The sequence below is a fragment of the Streptomyces sp. NPDC056128 genome (genome assembly GCF_042263835.1).
In the GTDB taxonomy this organism is placed as follows: Bacteria; Actinomycetota; Actinomycetes; order Streptomycetales; family Streptomycetaceae; genus Streptomyces.
Genome location: NZ_JBHJVQ010000006.1, coordinates 178,236 through 197,260, shown reverse-complemented (window position 1 = coordinate 197,260; position 19,025 = coordinate 178,236). Strand labels below are relative to the sequence as shown.

Genomic DNA, 19,025 nt, shown 5'->3' with positions numbered 1-19,025 from the left:
AATGACAGCGAGTGCAAGGGCCCGTGGGGCTCAGCGGTAGAAGCGGACGTCACCGCGCCGTAAGGACAGAGTCCTCCGCGGCGTTCCGGGTGGGTGTGGCGGTCTTGCGAGGCAGACCCATCGTGATCAGCAGCCCGACCAGCATGCCCGCCGCGGTGAGCAGGACGACGAGGAACTCCCCGTCCGCGGTGGCATGCCTGAGGGCATCCCCCGCCTTGCCGCCGGTGCCGACGTCGGCGATGGCCGTCAGGACGGCCAGGCCGATGGCGTTGCCGATGTTGAGGGTCGTGGAGGCCATGCCGTTGGCGATGCCCTGCTCGCTGGAGGCGACGCCGGTGGAGGCGGCGATCCACATGGCGGTCCAGACGATGCCCTGGCCGATGCCGGACAGGATCAGGCCCGGCAGCGCGGTCACGTAGGTGGCGTCGGCGTCGAAGCCCAGGGCGAGGACCGCAGTACCGACGGCTCCGAGGGCGAAGCCCGCGATCAGGGTGGTGCGGGTGCCCAGGCGGGTGGTCAGACGTTCACCGAGCTGGGTACCGGTGGCGATGGCCACGGACGGGACGAGGAAGGCCAGTCCGGTTTCCAGGGCGCTGTAGCCGTGGACGTTCTGCATCAGGACCGTCAGGAAGTAAGGCAGGGTGCCGAACGTGGCCATGTAGAGGAAGGTCACCGTGATGCCGACGCTCAGGCTCCGGTTGCGGAAGAGCCGGAACGGCATCAGCGGATCCCTGCTGCGCCCCTCCACCGCAGCGAAGGCCCCGAGCAGGATGACGGCCACGACGAATGCGGCCATCACGACCGGGTCGGTCCATCCCGTCTCGGGCCCCTCGACCAGGGCGAAGACCAGGAGGGTGGAGCCACCGGTGGCGGTCAGCGCGCCGGGCAGGTCGAACTTGCGCTTCTCGGTGCGTCGCGGGTCGCGCGGGATGACGGCGAGCGCGGCCAGGGCCACGGCGCCGGCCAGCGGCACATTGACGTAGAAGACGGCGGGCCAGCCGAAGGCTTCCGTGAGGACGCCCCCGAGGAGGGCCCCGACCGTCAGGCCACTGGCCCCGGCACCGCCCCAGACGGCAAGGGCTTTGTTGCGCTTGGGGCCCTCGTCGAACAGCGTGTTGATCAGCGACAGCGTCGAGGGCAGCAGCAGCGCCCCGCCGATGCCCTGCACGGCGCGCGCGGCGATGATGACGGCCGGGCTCTCGGCCAGTCCGCCGGCCAGGGAAGAGACGGCGTAGATGGTCAGGGCCAGGACGAAGACCCGGCGGCGCCCGAGCAAGTCGGCTGCGCGTCCGCCCAGCAGAAGGAATCCGCCCGCGAAGACGACGTAGGCGCTGACGACCAGTTGCTGCGTCTGTCCCGGGAACCCGAGGTCGGAGCCGATGTCGGGCAGCGCCACGAAGACGATGTTCAGGTCGAGGGAGAAGATCAGCTGCGCCAGGGCCAGCAGAGCCAGACTCCAGCCCAGTCGTTGCGGCCTTGAGGCAGGTGCGCCTGTCGGCAGCGTGGGTGAAGTGGACATGAGTGGTCAGCCCCTCTTCGGTCATGGGCGGGCAGCCCAGCGAGTACGACTGTTCGTATCCTTACGTACAGTCGTAGAGTTCGCAATGCTGGCCATGCCTGGAAGGTCGTATTCAACGACTGTCGCGGTACAGTTGGACAATGATCTCCCGTCACCCCGATCGCGATCAGATCCGGATCGAGGCCGTGCTCACCGCGCTGGGACACCCCATGCGGCTGACCGTCGTTCGCGTCCTGAATGACGGGGAGGAGCACAACTGCGGCAGCATCCTGGACGGCGTGTCCAAGTCGACCATGACGCATCACTGGCGCGTCCTGCGTGACAGCGGCGTCATCTGGCAGCGGCCCTCCGGCCGGGAGAATCTCCTGTCCCTGCGCCGCGAGGACCTCGACACCCGCTACCCGGGACTGCTCGACGCCGTCATCGAGGGTGCCCGGCTCGATGACGAGTCGAACAGCGCCGCCATTCCTTCCTAGCCTCAGCGGCGAGTGAAGTAGGGCTCCCCCTGACCCTCGTGGTGCCGTGCCGGCTACAGCACCGTCGCCACGAGTCGGCGGGCGTGAGCGGCGTCGAGGCCGGTCGGGCGGAAGAGGATGCGGTACATCAGGGGGGCCACGACGTGGTCGACGACCGTCTCGGTGTCGGGCGTCCGCTCGCCGCGTGCGGTGGCGCGGGTGAGGATGACGTCGATCTGTTCGGCGGCGTAGGCGGAGCACTGCCCGGCGTTGCTGCCGTCCGGATCGCCGAGCAGGGCGTCGCGGATGTAGGCGCGGCCGGAGGGGGAGGCCATCTCGTCCAGGAACTGCTCGGCCCACGCGGTCAGGTCGGCGCTCAGGTCGCCGATGTCCTCGGGTGCCGCCTCGGGGCGCAGGCGCTCGACCGCCACGTCGGAGAGCAGTTCCTGGAGGTCGCCCCAGCGCCGGTAGATCGTCGACGGCGTCACACCGGCGCGCTGGGCGACCATCGGGACGGTCAGGGCGTCCCGGCCCACTTCCGACGCGAGTTCGCGTACGGCGGCGTGGACCGAGGCCTGGACTCGGGCGCTGCGCCCGCCGGGGCGGACCATCGGGCGACTCATGGCTCCAGCCTAAAGCAAACGCGTTGCGTCTACGGGGTGGCCCGCCCTGATCCACGCCGGTCATACCACCTGCGCCGGCTCGCGGGCGGGCATGGTCGCCTCGTACGCGCGACCCGCCCGCAGCAGCACGCTCTCGCCGAAGGGCCGGGCCATCAACTGCATGCCCACCGGCAGGCCCGCGGAGTCGTGGCCGACCGGAACGGACAGGGACGGCAGCCCGGTGATGTTGGCCGGGGAGGACAGCCGCACGTAGGCGTCGGAGACGCTCTCGACGGTGCCGTCGGGCCAGGTGAAGGTCTCGCTGCCGGCGGTCACGGCGGTGGCCGGGACCGTGGGGGCGGCGATGACGTCGACCTCGTCCAGCAGGCGGGCCCAGGCCTGCCGCATGAGCGTGCGGGCGCGCTGGGCGCGCAAGTAGTCACCGGCGGGCATGAGTTCACCGGCTTCGAGGAGGACGCGGACGTCCGCCTGGTACAGCTCGGGGACCGTGCGCAGGGTCCGCTCGTGGTACGCGGTGGCCTCCGGCACCATCAGCCCCCAGTGGGTCGCCTGGACGTGACGTGCCATCGGGATCTCCACGTCGACGAGGAGCGCGCCGAGGTCTTGAAGCCGGGCGATCGCGTGCCGGACGGCCGCCTCCACCTCCGGGTCGACGTGGTCGAAGTAGTAGTTGCCCGGCACGCCGACGCGCAGCCCGGTCCGGTCCGTGCCCGCGCCCGCGCCCGGCCGGTGGTCCGACCGTGGTGCGGGCACCGAGGCGGGGTCGCCGGGGTCGTGTCCGACCAGCACCGGCAGGACCAGGGCCGCGTCCTCCACGGTCCGGGTGACGGGGCCGACGTGGTCCAGGGACCAGGACAGTGACGTGACGCCGGTGCGGGGGACGAGGCCGTAGGTCGGCTTGAGCCCGACGACTCCGTTGAGCGCGACCGGTACCCGGATGGATCCCCCGGTATCGGTTCCCAGGGCGAAGGTGGCGGCACCGGCCGCGACAGCCACGGCGGAACCGCCGCTGGAGCCGCCGGCGACCCGGTCGGGGGCCCAGGCGTTGCTGGTCTGCGGGGTGGTCAGGCCGTAGGCGAACTCGTGGGTGTGGGTCTTGCCGACCAGGACGGCGCCCGCCGCCGACAGACGCGCGGCCACGGTGCTGTCGCTCGGCGCACGGTGGTCCGCGCGGACCCGGGAACCGGCGGAGGTCGCCGTACCGGCGACGTCGATCAGGTCCTTCAGCCCCAGCGGGATCCCGTGCAGCGGGCCCCGGTGGCGTCCGGCCGCTATGTCGTCCGCCGCTTGGTGGGCGGCGCGGCGGGCCTGCTCGCCCGTGACGGTGGCGTAGGCGTTCAGGTGCGGCTCCACCTCGTCGATCCGGTCGAGGACCGAGTCCACCAGCTCGACCGGGGACAGCCGTCGCGACCCAATCGCGTCGGCGGCGGCGGTCAGGGTCAGTTCATACGGCTGCATCGGGCTTCTCCTCCCCCGCGCGGTAGGCGGGTGCGGGCGGGGTGTCCCCGAAGTCGATCTCCCGGAGGGCAGCGACGACGGAGTGGATGTGGTCGGCGGTGGCCGCGACCGCGTCTAGGCGGTCGGCCGGAAGCGGGAGCCCGGCGCGGGCCGCCCAGCGGTGCGCCTCGGACGGCGTGAGTTCATCGGCGGACACGGACGTTTCTCCTGATCAGGTGGAGGACGAGCGACAAGCGCAACGGGTGCGTCACTGCGACAAACGACAAACGCTAACCGTTTGCTTTAGCCGACCCTAGGACCTACCGTTCTTTAACGCAAACAGATTGCTTTTAGCCTGAAGGGCCCGATCGACCATGCCGACCCCCTCCTGGACCGTGGGCGACGTCACCGTCCACCGTGTCGACGAAATCCCCCTGCCGCCCGCGACCGGCCCTTGGCTGCTGCCCGGCGCGACCACGGAGGTCGTCTCACAACACCCCTGGCTGCGCCCCGACTTCGCCGACCCGGACGGCACCCTGCGCCTCGACAGTCACAGCTTCGCCTTCGTCGTGGACGGGCTGCGGGTCCTCGTCGACACCGGCATCGGCAACGGCAAGGAGCGGGCCAACCCCGCCTGGCACGACCTGCGCACGGACTTCGCCGAACGCCTCACCGCCGCCGGATTTCCCCCGTACTCCGTCGACCTGGTGGTCCTCACCCACCTGCACGCCGACCACGTCGGCTGGAACACGCGGGAGGTGAACGGCGCGTGGATCCCCACCTTCCCCAACGCCCGCTACGTCACCTCACGCACCGAGCGGGAGTTCTGGGCCACGTACGACATGGAGGAGGCCCGCCGGCAGATGTTCCGCGACTCCGTGGTCCCCGTCGAGGAGGCGGGCCTGCTCGACCTCGTCGACGTGCCGGGCGAGGGCGTCGGGATCACGCCGAGCCTGCGCCTGGTCCCCACCCCGGGTCACACTCCCGGCCACGTCGCCGTCGAGCTGACCTCGCGGGGGCGGACGGCGCTGATCAGCGGCGACTGCGTCCACCACCCGGTCCAGCTCGCCCATCCCGGGATCGGGGCCTACGTGGACATCGACCCGGAGCAGGCCGAGGCCACGCGCCGCCGGTTGCTGGGCGACCTCGCCGACACGGACACGCTCCTGCTCGGCACCCACTTCGCACCGCCCACCGCGGGCCGCGTCCGCACGCACGGGGACGCCTTCCGGCTGGCACCGGTGAAGTAGCGCCCGGCGGGGTCGGGCGGGCGGTTCGCCGAGGCGGTCTCTTGTGGTTACTCGGAACCCGTAGGAGAGTATGGGCAAATGAGTTCCAAACAGCTGCTCAAAGGACTGCCCGAGGACGCCGACCTCAGGCGCGCCGACTCCCTGGCCCGGGAGATCTTCTCCGACGTAGCCAACAAGTGGGCGCTCCTGATCATCGAGGCGCTCGGTGAACGCACCCTGCGCTTCAGCGAGTTGCGGAACGAGGTCGAGGGCGTCAGCCACAAGATGCTCACGCAGAACCTCCGCATGCTGGAGCGCAACGGCCTGGTCGAGCGGACGGTGCACCCCACCGTGCCGCCGCGGGTCGAGTACACCCTCACCGAGCCGGGGCGGGCGCTGCGCTCCACGGTCGACGCCATGTGCGGCTGGACGCAGCAGTACCTCGGCCACATCGAGGACGCGCGCGGTCGCTTCGGCGGCTGACGGGCGCCAGGGGGAAGGGCAGGCCGATGAAGGCGGTGGTCCAGGAACGCTTCGGCCCGCCCGAGGTGCTGCGGGTCGAGGAGATCGACCGGCCCCGGCCGGGGGACGGCCAGGTGCTGGTTCGGGTGCGCGCCGCCTCGGTGAACCCGTACGACTGGCACATGATGCGCGGCGACCCGTACGCGGCGCGGCTGACGGGTGGCATGGGGTTCAGGCGGCCGAAGTGCCGGGTGGCCGGCATCGACGTGGCCGGGGTGGTGGAGAGTGCCGGCGCCGGTGTGGAGGGGCTAGTGCCGGGTACCGAGGTGCTGGGGTTCTGTCCCGGTTCCTTCGCCGAGTACGGGTGCGCCGATGCCGGGCTGCTGGTGCCCAAGCCGGCCGGCCTCACCTTCGAGCAGGCCGCCGCCGTACCGATGGCCGCGGTGACCGCCCTGCGCGGCGTCCGGACCGTGGGCCGGGTCCGGTCCGGGCAGCGGGTGCTGGTCAACGGCGCGGGCGGCGGCGTGGGCACCTTCGCCGTGCAGATCGCCGCGGTACTGGGCGCCGAGGTCACCGGTGTCTGCGGCGCCGGCAACGGCGACCTGGTGCGTTCCCTGGGCGCCGCGCACGTCGTCGACTACGGCCAACAGGACTTCACCGACCGAGGCGTGCGCTACGACGTGATCCTGGACAACGTGGGCAACCATCCGCCCGGCCGACTGCGCCGCGCACTCACCCCCACCGGGGTTCTGGTGGCCAACGGGGGCGGCTCGCCCGGCCGGGTCTTCGGCGCGATCGGCTCCACGCTGAGGGTGATGGCGGCCAACGCCTTCACCCGGCAGCGGCTGGGTCCGATCCTCCCTGCGACCCCGGCCGGACCGGCGCGCGCGGACCTGCTCGCCGTCACCGCCCTCATCGAGGCCGGGCAGGTCGTTCCGGTGATCGGCCGGACGTACGCGCTGGCCGACACGGCGGACGGCGTACGCCACGTGGAGGAGGGCCACGCCCGCGGCAAGACCGTGATCACCGTGCCCGGTGACGTCAGTGGAACCCCGTCCGGTCCGCCGTGACCTCGATGGTGTCCTTCACCATCGCCAGGGCCGCCCCCGTCGGACTCGACCGTCCCCCGCTCACGGTCACGTCGCCCGCGTCCGGACAGCCGAAGACCACGGCCTTCTCCGGCCCGGTGAGCGCGTGCAGCGGATCCCCGGGCTCCGTCTCCTCCAGGCGTACGTCCACGCGGAGGGGCCGGTCCAGGGAGGCGACGGCGACCGCCCGCAGGCGACGCGAGCGGGAGGCCGCGCTCAGAGCCGCGCCGACGGTGGCCTCGTCCACGGGCTGCGCGCGCACGCGCACCGACGCCGGGTCCCAGGCCCAGGCCAGTGCGGCCAGCAGCCGCACCTTGGTGGCGGAGTCCGCGCCGGACAGGTCGGCCGTCGGGTCCGCCTCCGCGATCCCGCGCCGTCGCGCCTCGTGGACCGCGTCGCCCAGCGAGTCGCCCTCGGCGAGGCGGTCGAGGACGAAGGTCACGGTGCCGTTGGGGCAGGCCCGGATGGTCCGGCAGCCCATGCCGCGCAGGGCGGTCCGCGACAGGTCGCCCGCGGGCAGCGCCGCCCCGGTCGCGCCGGAGATCCTGATCATGCTCCGCCCGGCGCGGGCCGCCGCGTCGAGGTCTCCCCAGTGGGTGAGCAGGTGGCTCTTGGTGGCCGTCACGACGTGGACGCCCCGGCGCAGCGCGGTGACCGCCTCGGCCGCGGCGAGCGCGCGCAGCTCGGGCGAGGAGGGCAGTGCCTGCGCGAACACGGCGGCGCCGGTCCGGTCGAGCGTCTCGTCCAGCGGCTCCGGCGGGTCCCAGCTCGCGCGCGGTGGCACCGGCTGCCCGTCGTCTCCCAGCAGGCACTGGCCTGAGCTCGCGCGAACGGCGCGGACCACCGGTCGTACGCCGTGCAGGCGGGCGAGTTCGTCCCCGTGCCCGGCCAGGTGGTCGACGTACGCCCGGCCGACCGGGCCGTATCCGGAAAGGACCACGCCGGCGGTCCGCGTCGCTTCGCCCATCGATCCGGGCTCCTCTCGCCTCATGCCGCCGGGCCGCCGAGTGGCGCCCGACCCGGATGAGATCACACCATCGGAAGGGTGGCGGCGCGAGGGCCCGACCGTCCCGGGGCGCCCGGCTCCAGGACCGCGAACCGAATCGAACGAGCCGAGGTGAGGACCGTTGGCGACCGAGTCCGTGCGGTACCCGAGTGCGATCGTGCCCGTCGGGCACGTGGAGCCCGTGCCGCGCCGTGTCCGTGGGCTGATCGGCGGCCGTGCCGTCTTCGACACGCGGCGTGCGCTGTACGTGTGGGAGTGGCCCCCGTATCCGCAGTTCGGCATCCCGCTCGACGACCTGGCCGAGGGGGTGTTGCTGACCGCCGACGGGGAGACCAGGACCCTGGGCGCCTGGCCTGCCCGGCGGCACTCCCTGCGCTTCGGGTCCGAGGTCCGCGAGGCGGCGGTCTGGGTCTGGGACGACGAGGCGCCGGACCGGGTGCGCGGCACCGTCCGCTTCGCATGGGAGGCGCTGGACGACTGGTTCGAGGAGGACGAACCGGTCTTCGTGCATCCGCGGAGCCCGTACTCGCGAGTGGATGCGTTGCGCTCCTCCAGCAGCGTCCGCGTGGAGCTGAACGGGGAGGTGCTGGCGGACGCACCGCACTGCGTGACCCTGTTCGAGACGGGCCTGCCCACGCGTTACTACCTCGACCGCGCGTACGTCGACTGGACGCGGCTCCTTCCCTCGGACACGGTCACCCGCTGCCCGTACAAGGGGACGACGAGCGGCTACTGGTCCCTGCGCTCCGATCCCGGGGGCCACCCGGACATCCTCTGGGCGTACGACTTCCCGACCGCGCAGGTCCAACGGATCGCCGGCCTGGTCGCGTTCTACGGCGAACAGGTCGACCTCCGCGTGGACGGGAGGCCGAGCTGACGTCCGGGTCAGGCCGCCCGCCCCTCCCCCGTGCCTCGCATGTCCACGACGGTGGCCGCGAAGGCCAGCGGGCCGGGGAGCAGCGGGATCAGTACGGGTATCGACCAGGCGAGCAGCGCGGCCAGCACCACAGCCGCGGCCAGCAGCAGGGTGCCGCGGGGGCCCGCGACGGAGCGCAGGAAGCCTGCACGCGGCGAGAGCCGATGCGGGGCGGGCAGTGCGGTGGTGCGCAGGGCGACCACCGCCAGGCCGAGGGTGAGCAGGACCAGCGCCGGGGCCATGAGGCCCGCCCCGGGCAGGCTGCCGCGGATCATTGCCGAGTCGACCAGAAGGGCGACGACCAGCAGCGGTACGGCCAGACCGCCGACTAGCGAGCCCGGTGTCAGGTGGGCGCGCAGGTGCCCCAGGTAGCCGCCCGCCCCGACGGGCGTGCCGTCCTCCGCGGCCCGGCGCAGGGTCACGGACGCGGCGGCGAAGGCGGCCGGCGCGGTGATGACGGGCAGGCAGGCGACGCTGGTGAGCACGCCCACCAGCAGCACGTCCGCGAAGAGCGTGAAGCCGGTCGAGAAGACCTCCCCGGGTTCGCGGCGGTCGCTCGGCGGCAGGGTCGGTGCCTGGGTCATGGTGTCAGCCCTTCAGTCCGGAGGTGGCCATGCCCTGCACCAGGTAGCGCTGGAAGACGAAGAAGAAGAGCACGATCGGCAGTACGGAGATCACCGACATCGCGAACATGGGTCCGTACGCCGAGGTGCTGGACTGGTCGACGAAGCTGCGCAGGGCCAGGGTGATGGTGAACTTCTCCGGGGCGAACAGGTAGATCATCTGCGTGAAGAAGTCGTTCCACGTCCAGATGAAGGTGAAGATCGCCGTGGTGATCAGCGCCGGGCGGCTCAGCGGCAGCGTCACCGACCAGTACGTGCGGAAGGCGCCGCAGCCGTCGATGCGGGCGGACTCCTCCAGCTCGCGCGGCAGTCCGCGCATGAACTGGACGATGAGGAAGACGAAGAACGCCTCCGTGGCCAGGAACTTCGGCAGGATCAGCGGCCAGTAGGTGTCCACCATGCCGAGCCGGTTGAAGATGATGTACTGCGGGATGAGCACGACGTGGTGCGGAAGCATCAGCGTCGCCACCATGAAGGCGAACATCACCTTGCTCATCCGGAAGCGCAGCCGGGCGAACGCGTAGGCGGCCAGCGAGCAGGAGAGCACGTTGCCGACCACCGCGCCGCCGGCGATCAGCACGGTGTTCCAGAGCAGCCGGGTCACGGGGACCCCGGACACGCCGTCGAGGGCGGTCGTGTAGTTCGACCATTCCAGGTGGCTGGGCCACAGGTCGAGGCTGGTCACCACCTCGTCGGCCGGTTTGAGCGACGTGGCGAGCAGCCAGGCCAGGGGGTACAGCAGGACGAGCAGGCCCACGACGGCGATCGTGTGCGGGATCCATCGCCTGGTGGTGAGGTTCATCGTCCCTCCTCGTCCGCGTAGAAGACCCAGGACCTGGACGTCCTGAACAGGATCAGGGTGATGATGCCGATGGCGATGAGCAGCAGCCAGGCCATGGCCGCGGCGTAGCCCATGTGGGAGGCGGTGAAGCCGCGTTCGTAGAGGTAGAGCGTGTAGAACATGGTCGAGTCGGCGGGGCCGCCCTCGCCACCGCTGACCGCGAAGGCCGGAGTGAACACCTGGAAGGACTGGATCATCTCCAGGACCAGGTTGAAGAAGACCACCGGGGACAGCATCGGCACGGTGACGGAGACGAACTGCCGCCAGCGGCCCGCGCCGTCCAGCGCCGCCGCCTCGTACAGCTCGGGCGAGATCTGCTGGAGCCCGGCGAGAAAGATCACCATGGGGGCGCCGAACTGCCAGACCGTCAGCAGCACGATGACGTAGACCGCGAGGTCGGGGTTGCCGACCCAGCCGCCGGTGTCGATGCCGACGGAGCCGAGGATGTCGACGACCGAGCCGCCGTCGTTGAACAGCGCGCGCCACACCAGGGCGATCGTCATGCTCGCCCCGAGCAGCGAGGGCGCGTAGAAGGCGGAGCGGTAGAAGGCGCGGCCGCGGCCGAGGTTCTTCAGGAGCATCGCCGCCCCGAGGGCGAGGAGCAGTTTGAGCGGGACGGCGACCACGACGTACAGCAGCGTGGTGCCGACCGACCGCCAGAACCGGGGGTCCTCGGTGAGCATCTCCTGGTAGTTGCGCAGGCCCACCCAGTACGGCGGGTCGAACAGGTTGTAGTCCGTGAACGACAGGTAGAGCGACACGGCCATCGGCACCAGCGTCAGCACCGCCGCGCCGAGCATCCACGGTGTCAGGAACACATAGGCGGGCCACTGCTGTTCGCGGCGGCGGGGGCGCCGGCGTTTGGCCGGCGGCCGTGACTGAGCCGGGCGGTCGGCGCGTGCGGGCGCCCTGGTCGACACTGTGCTCATGACCGCAGCTCCCGTTCGGCCTCGTCGATGAATTCCCGCGCCGCCTCACGCGGGGAGGTCAGTTCGTACATCACGCGGTGGTAGGCGCGCTTGAACGCGGTCTGGAGGGCGACGTCGCCGCGCGGCGGTGCGGGGGGCGGGGCGTCCAGACCGTACTTCTCCATCTTCTGCGCGTACTCGTAGATCTCCTTCTCCGCGCCTTCGAGGGTCTTGGCGACGCGGGCGGCGATCTTCCGGTTGGGGGGTGTGGAACGGGTAAAGCCGAGGACGTCGCCGGCCCGCTCGTCGTTGAGCAGGAAATCGACCAACTCGGCCGCTTCCTTGGGGTGTTCGCTGTTGGCCCCGACCCCGAGGAGCATGGAGGGCTTGAAGTACGCGCCCTGGCGCCCGTCGGCGGTGGGGACGGGCGCGAAGTGGACCTGGTCGCCGAGGAGTGCGGGGTACCCGGGGAAGGGCGCGTCCCAGGTGAAGTCGGCGGCGGCGAGCCCGCGGCCCATGGGCGACAGCTCGGTGGTGTTCGCCTGGGAGGTGTCCTTGGCATCGGCGACGACACCTTCCTCGCGCAACTTGTCGCAGAAGGTCCAGAACTCGGTGAGGTCGTCCTCGGTGAAGCCGAGTTCGGTCTGGCTCTTGTAGAGCTTTCCGCCGCGGCTGCGCAGCCAGTCCTCGAAGATGTCCTCGTTGACCCCGTTGTCGTTGGCGCCCACCATGTCGCGTCCGTCGGGTGACTTCAGCCCCAGGGCGGTGATCTTCCGGTTGGCCTGGGCCCACTCCTCCCAGGTCCAGTCGGGCTGGGGGGTGGGGATGCCGGCCTTCTTGTAGACCGTGGAGTCGTAGGCGTAGCCGGTGATGCCGCGGCCCATCGGCAGGGCGTACTGCTTGCCCTCGAACATGCCCGTGCGGACGAACTCCTCGTCCATCTCGGAGGTGCGGATCGTGCCGTTCTCGACGACCTCGCCCAGCGGCAGGAGCGCGCCACCGCCCGCGTACTGGGAGATCTGCCGGTAGTCGAGCTGGGCCACGTCCGGGATGCCGCCGCCCGCCGCCTGGGTGGCCAGCTTCTGCATGTACGAGCCGAAGTCGGCGTTGGAGGTGCGGACCTTGACGCCGGGGTGTTCCTTCTCGAAGAGCTCCACCGCCTTGTTGGTGCGTGCGGCGCGGTCGTCGTTGCCCCACCAGGAGAACGTGAGGGTGACGCCGCCGGACGACACGTCGCCGGAGGAAGAGGAGCACGCGCTGAGCGATGCCGTCAGTGCGGTACTGAGACCGACGGCGGCCGCGGCCAGGACGGCCCGGCGGCTCAGAGGCCGGCGCCGGCCGCTTCGGGGCTCGAGCATGGGTGCCTTCCCAGGGTTGCGAGGACGGGTGGGCGAGGGTGGGGGGCGGGGCGGCGTGGGCCGGGCCCGCCGGGATGCCGGAGGAGGCGGCCGGTGGGGTGCCGGGGTGGGCGCCCGGTCAGATGCCGGGGTAGACGGCCAGCCGGCCGCACATGCCGAAGCGGCCGCTCGCCTTGGGGCCGGTGGCGGACACCTGGGCCTGGGCCAGATGCCCGTCGTCCTTGCCGCGCAGTGCGTCGAGTTGGGCCCGGGTGGCCTCGGCGGCGGCGTGCGCCCCGTCGAGCCAGCGCTGCTCCCAGTCGTCCAGGCGGGGCCGCACCAGGTCGGCCGCCGCCCGCTGGAACGCGGCCAGGGGCTCCGGGTCGCCGTTCTCGGTCGCCTCGCGCAACTCCAGGAAGCGCCGGGTCGCCAGGTCGCGGCGGGCGCGGGCGATCCGCGCCTGCTCGGCCTCGGGGACGTCGGCGGGGATGCGGACGGCGTCGGCGTACGTGTCGGGGTCGGTGAGCCGGTCCTGGGGCAGGGTGAGCACCGCGTCGCCCACCTCGGGCAGTCCGCTGTTCTGCATCACGACGGTGATCTCGAGGCCGCCGTCGTTGACCAGGCGGTGGATCGTGCCGGGCGTGAACCAGGCGACCGTGCCGGGCTCCAGCGGGGTCTCCCGGAATCCCGAGGTGGTGAGGGTCTGCACGGCGCCCCGGCCCGCGGTGACCACGTACCCCTCGCTGCACGTGAGGTGCAGGTGCGGGGTGCCTCCGCCGGGCAGTCCCTCGACGGTCGGCCAGTCGTACACGGTCAGGCGGGACACGCCCACCGCGCCGGGGAAGCCGTCGTACGCCGTGCTCACCACGTGAGTCCCTCCAGGTGTGCGGCCACCTGCGCGCGGTCCCAGGCGCCGTCGGCGACGACCACGCGGTAGGCGCGGGCGAGCGTCTCGCCGGGCGGGAGGACCAGCTCCTCGTGGAACGCCCAGGACGGGGCGACCGCGGCGAACGGGTCGCTGCGCACGAACCAGTGCGCCGGGTGCGTGCCCTTCTCTCCCAAGTGGTCGTTGGAGGGCGCGTGTTCGAAGACGACCGTGGCGTGGCCGTCCCGTCCGTCGTGCTCGCCGACGTAGGCGAGCCACGGGGCCTGGGTGCCCATCAGGTCGCCGTCGGAAGAATCAGCGGACTCGGCGGGTGCGGCGGACTCGGCGGTGAAGACCCGGCCGTCGCGGAAGGCGCGGGGGCCGCGCCAGAAGAGGCCGGTGTAGCCGGCGGCGGGACGGCCGTGGGTGGTGGGGCTGCCGAACCGCAGGTCCTCGTCGCGCCGGTTGGTCACCGCCGACGTCCAGGTGAGCGTCCAGCTGCCGGTCCCGGGGTCGACGTCGCGCACCTCGACGCGGCGCTCCTCCTCGGCCCACAGGTCACCGTCGTGCGGGTGCCAGGTCAGCCGCTCGGCGATGACGGCGCGGTCGCCCGAGGCACTGACCTCCTCGAAGGACACGTGGGCCATCGAGCCGACCTTCTCGGGCAGGGCGAGGTACCCGTCGCCGTGCACGTAGGTGTTGCCGCCCCACAGGTTCTGGCCCGACAGGTGGGAGGCGGTCAGCTGGAGTCCCTTGTGCCAACGGTGGTCGTTGGGACGGTAGTCGGTGACGAGGCCGCCGGAGAGGGTGCGGACCGGGTGCAGGTACGGCTTCGGCGCCTCCCAGTCGGCCTCGGGCCGGTACACGTACGAGAACAGCTCGGTGCCGGCCGCCCCGTGGGCCACGGTGATCCGGTCGCCGTGGACGTGGGTCAGTGAGAGCGTCATGCGTGGTCCTCTTCCTCGCGGGTACCGGCCGGCGCCCAGCCCGGGGCGCCGCCGTGCAGTTCGGTGTAGTACGGGTCGCCGGGGCCGATGTCGCCCGCGCGCACGGTCGTGTCGGTGAACGCCGACTTGTACAGGGCGGTGATCAGCTCCAGCGTGCGACGGCCGCCCGCGCCGCTGGTCGCGTGGCGCCGGCCGTTCCTGATGTCGTCGACCAGGACGCGCAGTTGGGCCAGGTGCGAACTGGGTTCGTCGGCGCCGAAGTCGCGCCAGGCCGCCGCGGTCTCCTCGGACACGCCGGGTGCGGGGATGATGCGCCAGTCGGCGTTGCGGTAGCCGTACAGGTGGGTCACCTCGACCGTGGCCAGTTCGCAGTCGATGCGTATCCGGCTGACCTCGTCGGGGCTCAGCACGCTGTTGACGAGGGTGGCGACGGCTCCGTCGGCGAAGCGGACCAGGGCGGTGGAGACGTCCTCGGTCTCCACGTCGTGCACGAGCCGGGCCGCCATGCCGCGCAGTTCGGTCCACGGGCCCATCAGGTCGAGGAGCAGGTCGGTCTGGTGGATGCCGTGGCCCATGGCCGGACCGCCGCCCTCGGTGGCCCAACGGCCCCGCCACGGCACCGCGTAGTAGGCCGTGTCCCGGTACCAGGTGGTCTGGCAGTGGGCCACCAGGGGCCGGCCCAGCGCGCCGCCGCGCAGCAGCGCGCGGACGTGCCGGGCCGCCGACCCGAAACGGTGCTGGAAGACGATGGAGGCGTACGGCGCCGCGTCGTCTCCCGACTCGGCGGCCTCGACGGCGTCGTAGTCGGCCAGCGAGGGGCAGGGCGGCTTCTCGCACCACACCCAGGCCCCTGCCCGGAGCGCGGCCACGGACTGGTCCCGGTGCACGGCGGGCGGGGTGCACAGCACGACGAGGTCGGGACGCACGTCGGCCAGCATCGCGTCGAGGTCGGTGGACGCGTGCGCGATCCCGTACTCGTCGGCGAACGCGCGCACCGCGTCGCCGTTCACGTCCACCGCGGCCACGATCTCCACCTCGCCGTCCGCGGCCAGTTTCTGCAGGGCGGGCAGATGACTGGACCGTGCGATGGATCCCGTACCGACCACCGCCGTACGCAGTGGTGCGGGCGAAACGTGCGAAGACATGCGGACCCTCTCGTGAGCCGGACGGGCGAGCACTGCGGGCACAGTGGTGATGTGCTGATGTGGGGCGGCGCCGGATTCGGGCCACCGGGCGGCAGCGGCAACCCGCTCGTAGCAACCGCTTGCTATCGTGTTCCAACGTTGTAACCGGCGTGCGTCCGCAAGGTCAACCCTCTGTCCGGAAAAGACTCGACGGCGTTTCCCGCGTCCTGACAAGTGGGGCCGACGGGGGCATAATCTGCGAAAACTTGGGTGAGGGGGACGGACAGTGGCCGCGGCGACACTCAAGGACGTGGCGGAGCGCGCAGGGGTATCGATCAAGACGGTGTCCAACGTTGTACGCGGCGTCCCGCGGGTGTCGGACTCGACCCGTTCTCGGGTGCTGCGGGCGGTGGACGAACTCGGTTACCGGCCCAATCCCTCGGCCCGCAGGCTCCGTACGGGGCGCAGCGGTCTGATCGCCCTCGTCGTCCCCGAGCTGGCCACTCCGTACTTCGCCGAACTCGCCCACCACGTGCGCAGGGAGGCCACCCTGCTGGGCCTGACCGTCCTGACGGAGGAGTCGCTGGGGGACACGGCGGAGGAGCTGCGTCTGGCCAACGGGGTGGGTGCGTCGCTGCTCGACGGCGTGATCCTCTCCCCGCTGCGGGTCACCCCCGACGAACTCGCCACCGTCACCGATGAGTTCCCGCTGGTCCTGCTCGGTGAGCGCACCTATGGACGGGACCGGGTGGTCGCCGACCACGTCCTCATCGACAACGTCGCCGCGGCCCGTGACATCACCGCCCACCTGATCGGGCTGGGGCGGGGCCGGATCGCCGCGATCGGGGTGGACCACCAGGGCTCGGCGACCAGCCGGCAGCGCCTGGAGGGGTACCAGCAGGCCCTGCACGCCGCCGGGCTGCCCTTCGACCCCCGGCTGGCGCCCCGGGTGGAGGAGTTCGACCGCCGCAACGGGCTGCTGGCGATGCGCGCCCTCGCCTCCCTGCCCGCCGCCGAACGGCCCGACGCTGTCTTCTGTTTCAGTGACCTGCTGGCGGTCGGCGCGCAACGCGCGTTGCACGAGGCCGGGCTGTCCATCCCCGGCGACGTGGCGGTGGCCGGCATCGACGGCTCCGAGGAGGCGCGGTACAGCACACCCTCCCTCACCTCCGTCGTCCCCGACAAGGCGGCCATCGCCGCACTCGCCGTCAAGTGCCTGGCGGCGCGGATACGGTCCCAGGCACCGCTGCCGTTCGAGGTTCATGTGGCGCCGCACTGGCTGGAGGCCAGGGAGTCCACGCTGGGCGGATGTCACGCGGTCCGCGCCTGAGCCGTCCGCATGGTCGGGAGGGCAGAAATCCTTGCCCTCACCGCTGCGCAAGGACGCTCGACGAGACACTGAGCGCCACGACTTGTCCTCCTAGGCTCTGCGACCATGGACATCCCGAGACGCCTCATCGAACTCAAGCTGGCCGTCGAGGCGGCAGAGAATCGCTACCGCAACAACTCCGGAGACAACGCCACGATCGCCCTGGCCGTCTGGTCCGACGCCACCGCCTCACTGGTCCGGGGCATCACCGCCCTCTCCGAAGAGACGGGTGTACCGCGCCGGGAGCTGGAACTGGCCGTGGAGCGCGCGGCACGGCCCTTGGCCCCGGCCCTGACCCCGGCACCCCGCCCCGAGGGTGCGAAACGTGGTCGGCACGCCGCGGAGAGCGGCGGATAACAACGCGGGCCTTCACCCCCACCGCGCCCGTTGACAGGCGTGGCTAACAGCAATAGCTTGAAGCTAACGCTGTTAGCCACGTTGATCACCACGGGGAGTGTCATGACCGAGTACCTGGCCGTCGACGGCGGCACGATCGCGTACGAGGTGTCGGGATCCGGGCCGCTGGTCGTCCTGGCGCACGGCATGGGCGACAGCCGCGCCGCGTACCGTGCCGTGGTCCCGCCCCTGGTGGCGGCCGGGTTCCGGGTCGCCGCGGTCGATCTGCGCGGCTGCGGCGAGTCCAGCGTCGACTGGCCGGCCTGGAGCCGCACCGACATCGCCGCCGACCTGCTCGCCCTGGTACGGCACCTGGGCGGCCCGGCCGTGCTCGTCGGCCACTCGATCTCCGGCGGCGCCGCCACGATCGCGGCCGCCCGGGAGCCCGCGCTGATCACCTCGGTCGTCGAGCTGGCGCCGTTCACCCGCAAGCAGTCGATCCGCCTCGGCGACCTGCGCGTGCGGCGCGTCCGGCGGGGCATGCTGCGGCTGGCCGGTGCCGGTGTGCTCGGCAGCCTGCCGCTGTGGCGCTCGTACCTCGACGTCGCCTACCCGGGAGTGAAGCCTGCCGACTGGGCCGAACGGCTGGGCCGTATCGACGCGTTGCTGCGCGAGTCGGGCCGGATGAAGGCACTCCAGGGCATGGGGCGCAGCGCGCCGGGCGACGCCGGCGCGCAGTTGGCCCACGTGCGTTGCCCCGTCCTGGTGGTGATGGGCACGCTCGACCCCGACTGGGCCGACCCGCAGGCCGAGGGCGCGGCGATCGTCGACGCCCTGCCGTCCGGCCTCGGCCGACTGGAGATGATCGAGGGCGCCGGGCACTACCCGCACGACCAGTTCCCCGACGAGGTGGCCTCCCTCGTCCTCGCCTTCCTGCGGTCGGACACCGCCCGCGCCTGACTGATCGATGGGAGCCGGTGGCTGTGCGGGAGGTCAACTGGAACACGACCCAATACCAAGCCCCTAGGGCCTGTCTGACAAATGATCACCTGGCCGCTTCACGGAGCCAGAGGATCAGGGAGGCCAGGACGACTCCCGCGCGGTAGCGATTCGCGAGCTTGTCGAACCTGGTTGCGATCGCACGGAACTGTTTGAGGCGAGCGAAGCATCGTTCGACCACGTTGCGGTCGCGATAGATTCTCCGTGTCGAAGGCGGGTGGCCGACCACCGCGGCACCCCCGGCGCCGGCGGTTGGCCACCTGGTCGCGGCGCTCGGGGATCGTGGCAGCGATGCCCCGACGCCTCAGCAGATGACGGATGGCCCTGCTGGAATACGCCTTGTCACCCAGCACACGGTCCGGTGTCTTGCGCGGACGGCCCGTGCCGGCCCGAGGAGTGCGTACCCCATCGAGGACATCGGCGAACGCTGTGGCGTCGTTGACGTTTCCGGGTGTGCGCACAATCGACAGCGGCAGCCCCCGGCCGTCGACAGCGAGATGGACCTTGGTGGTCCACCCGCCCCGAGACCGACCGAGTGCCTGGCACGCCTGCGAGCGGCCCGGATCTTCCAGTTCGTCCCCGTCCACGTCCCCCTTTTACGGGCGCCCGCGGCATGCTGATGGGCCCGGTTGACCGTGGAGTCGACGGCGACGGTCCACTCCACCCGGCCCGCCGCATCGTCACGGACCTGGACGTGCTCCAGCAGCTTCGCCCATGTGCCATCGGCCTCCCAGCGGGCGAACCGCTCGTAGACGGTCTGCCACGGCCCATACCGCTCGGGTACGTCGCGCCAGGGAGCCCCGGTCCGCAGCCGCCACAGCACCCCGTTGACCACCTGCCGGTGATCACGCCACGGACGGCCGCGTCCGTCCACCTGCGGCAACAGAGGCTCTATTCGCCCCCATGCCGCATCCGCCAACTCACCTCGACCTGACACAAGA

At 71.7% G+C, this 19,025-nt stretch carries 20 protein-coding genes and 1 pseudogene; 8 read left to right on the top strand and 13 right to left on the bottom strand.

Annotation, left to right across the window (positions count from 1 at the left end):
* Positions 1–49 precede the first annotated feature (49 nt).
* Positions 50–1,519 (bottom strand): MFS transporter, encoded by a 1,470-nt coding sequence (locus ACFC1X_RS15625; RefSeq protein ID WP_376353482.1) that lies wholly within the window; start codon positions 1,517–1,519, stop codon positions 50–52.
* 140 nt (positions 1,520–1,659) lie between these two features.
* Here ACFC1X_RS15625 and ACFC1X_RS15620 point away from each other — a divergent pair, with 140 nt between their 5' ends.
* Positions 1,660–1,995, top strand: a complete 336-nt coding sequence (locus ACFC1X_RS15620) for an ArsR/SmtB family transcription factor (RefSeq protein ID WP_376353479.1) — start codon at positions 1,660–1,662, stop codon at positions 1,993–1,995.
* A gap of 53 nt (positions 1,996–2,048) precedes the next feature.
* Here ACFC1X_RS15620 and ACFC1X_RS15615 read toward each other — a convergent pair whose 3' ends face one another.
* From ACFC1X_RS15615 to ACFC1X_RS15605, 3 genes are read right to left on the bottom strand one after another with little or no spacing between them, the layout of a single operon-like run.
* On the bottom strand, positions 2,049–2,597 hold the full coding sequence (locus ACFC1X_RS15615) for a TetR/AcrR family transcriptional regulator (protein ID WP_376353477.1): 549 nt from the start codon (positions 2,595–2,597) through the stop codon (positions 2,049–2,051).
* A 60-nt stretch (positions 2,598–2,657) separates the two neighbouring features.
* Positions 2,658–4,055, bottom strand: a complete 1,398-nt coding sequence (locus ACFC1X_RS15610) for an amidase (RefSeq protein WP_376353474.1) — start codon at positions 4,053–4,055, stop codon at positions 2,658–2,660.
* Positions 4,042–4,251: a hypothetical protein gene (locus ACFC1X_RS15605; protein ID WP_376353472.1), complete on the bottom strand. Its 210-nt coding sequence runs from the start codon at positions 4,249–4,251 to the stop codon at positions 4,042–4,044. The genes ACFC1X_RS15610 and ACFC1X_RS15605 overlap by 14 nt, the downstream gene beginning before the upstream one ends.
* A gap of 157 nt (positions 4,252–4,408) precedes the next feature.
* Between ACFC1X_RS15605 and ACFC1X_RS15600 the strand changes: the two genes are divergently transcribed.
* The 3 genes from ACFC1X_RS15600 to ACFC1X_RS15590 all read left to right on the top strand — a co-directional run bounded on the left by ACFC1X_RS15600 (position 4,409) and on the right by ACFC1X_RS15590 (position 6,795).
* A complete protein-coding gene (locus ACFC1X_RS15600; RefSeq protein WP_376353469.1) occupies positions 4,409–5,284 on the top strand; it encodes an MBL fold metallo-hydrolase in 876 nt (291 codons plus the stop codon).
* A gap of 78 nt (positions 5,285–5,362) precedes the next feature.
* Positions 5,363–5,746, top strand: a complete 384-nt coding sequence (locus tag ACFC1X_RS15595) for a winged helix-turn-helix transcriptional regulator (RefSeq protein ID WP_376353466.1) — start codon at positions 5,363–5,365, stop codon at positions 5,744–5,746.
* Between the two features lie 26 nt (positions 5,747–5,772).
* A complete protein-coding gene (locus tag ACFC1X_RS15590) occupies positions 5,773–6,795 on the top strand; it encodes an NAD(P)-dependent alcohol dehydrogenase (RefSeq protein WP_376353464.1) in 1,023 nt (340 codons plus the stop codon).
* Here ACFC1X_RS15590 and ACFC1X_RS15585 read toward each other — a convergent pair.
* Positions 6,767–7,780, bottom strand: coding sequence for a homoserine dehydrogenase (locus ACFC1X_RS15585; protein WP_376353461.1), 1,014 nt, complete (start codon positions 7,778–7,780; stop codon positions 6,767–6,769). The genes ACFC1X_RS15590 and ACFC1X_RS15585 overlap by 29 nt on opposite strands.
* Positions 7,781–7,940: 160 nt before the next feature.
* Here ACFC1X_RS15585 and ACFC1X_RS15580 point away from each other — a divergent pair, with 160 nt between their 5' ends.
* Positions 7,941–8,696, top strand: a complete 756-nt coding sequence (locus tag ACFC1X_RS15580; RefSeq protein ID WP_376353458.1) for a DUF427 domain-containing protein — start codon at positions 7,941–7,943, stop codon at positions 8,694–8,696.
* 8 nt (positions 8,697–8,704) lie between these two features.
* Here the strand turns inward: ACFC1X_RS15580 and ACFC1X_RS15575 are convergent, their stop codons facing one another.
* The 7 genes from ACFC1X_RS15575 to ACFC1X_RS15545 all read right to left on the bottom strand — a co-directional run bounded on the left by ACFC1X_RS15575 (position 8,705) and on the right by ACFC1X_RS15545 (position 15,401).
* Positions 8,705–9,319 carry a hypothetical protein gene (locus tag ACFC1X_RS15575; protein WP_376353455.1) on the bottom strand — a complete coding sequence of 205 codons (615 nt, stop codon included), beginning with the start codon at positions 9,317–9,319 and terminating at the stop codon, positions 8,705–8,707.
* Positions 9,320–9,323: 4 nt separating this feature from the next.
* Positions 9,324–10,160: a carbohydrate ABC transporter permease gene (locus ACFC1X_RS15570; protein WP_125491546.1), complete on the bottom strand. Its 837-nt coding sequence runs from the start codon at positions 10,158–10,160 to the stop codon at positions 9,324–9,326.
* Positions 10,157–11,128 (bottom strand): carbohydrate ABC transporter permease, encoded by a 972-nt coding sequence (locus ACFC1X_RS15565; RefSeq protein WP_376353452.1) that lies wholly within the window; start codon positions 11,126–11,128, stop codon positions 10,157–10,159. The genes ACFC1X_RS15570 and ACFC1X_RS15565 overlap by 4 nt, the downstream gene beginning before the upstream one ends.
* A complete protein-coding gene (locus ACFC1X_RS15560) occupies positions 11,125–12,465 on the bottom strand; it encodes an ABC transporter substrate-binding protein (RefSeq protein ID WP_376353450.1) in 1,341 nt (446 codons plus the stop codon). Before ACFC1X_RS15560 ends, ACFC1X_RS15565 begins: the two co-directional genes overlap by 4 nt.
* A 118-nt stretch (positions 12,466–12,583) precedes the next feature.
* Positions 12,584–13,312, bottom strand: a complete 729-nt coding sequence (locus ACFC1X_RS15555; RefSeq protein WP_376353447.1) for a cupin domain-containing protein — start codon at positions 13,310–13,312, stop codon at positions 12,584–12,586.
* Positions 13,306–14,256 carry a PmoA family protein gene (locus ACFC1X_RS15550; RefSeq protein WP_376353444.1) on the bottom strand — a complete coding sequence of 317 codons (951 nt, stop codon included), beginning with the start codon at positions 14,254–14,256 and terminating at the stop codon, positions 13,306–13,308. The genes ACFC1X_RS15555 and ACFC1X_RS15550 overlap by 7 nt, the downstream gene beginning before the upstream one ends.
* Positions 14,253–15,401 (bottom strand): Gfo/Idh/MocA family protein, encoded by a 1,149-nt coding sequence (locus ACFC1X_RS15545; protein ID WP_376353442.1) that lies wholly within the window; start codon positions 15,399–15,401, stop codon positions 14,253–14,255. Before ACFC1X_RS15545 ends, ACFC1X_RS15550 begins: the two co-directional genes overlap by 4 nt.
* Positions 15,402–15,666: 265 nt before the next feature.
* On the opposite strand from ACFC1X_RS15545, the gene ACFC1X_RS15540 reads away from it, so the two are divergent.
* From ACFC1X_RS15540 to ACFC1X_RS15530, 3 genes are all read left to right on the top strand, one after another.
* Positions 15,667–16,710 (top strand): LacI family DNA-binding transcriptional regulator, encoded by a 1,044-nt coding sequence (locus ACFC1X_RS15540; RefSeq protein WP_376353440.1) that lies wholly within the window; start codon positions 15,667–15,669, stop codon positions 16,708–16,710.
* 105 nt (positions 16,711–16,815) lie between these two features.
* The gene (locus tag ACFC1X_RS15535) at positions 16,816–17,106 is read left to right on the top strand and encodes a hypothetical protein (RefSeq protein WP_376353437.1); all 291 of its coding nucleotides are present in this window, start codon (positions 16,816–16,818) and stop codon (positions 17,104–17,106) included.
* A gap of 102 nt (positions 17,107–17,208) precedes the next feature.
* Entirely contained in the window at positions 17,209–18,045 is an 837-nt protein-coding gene (locus ACFC1X_RS15530) for an alpha/beta fold hydrolase (RefSeq protein WP_376353435.1), read from the top strand.
* 63 nt (positions 18,046–18,108) lie between these two features.
* Here ACFC1X_RS15530 and ACFC1X_RS15525 read toward each other — a convergent pair.
* Positions 18,109–19,021, bottom strand: a pseudogene (locus ACFC1X_RS15525) (IS5 family transposase).
* Positions 19,022–19,025 lie beyond the last annotated feature (4 nt).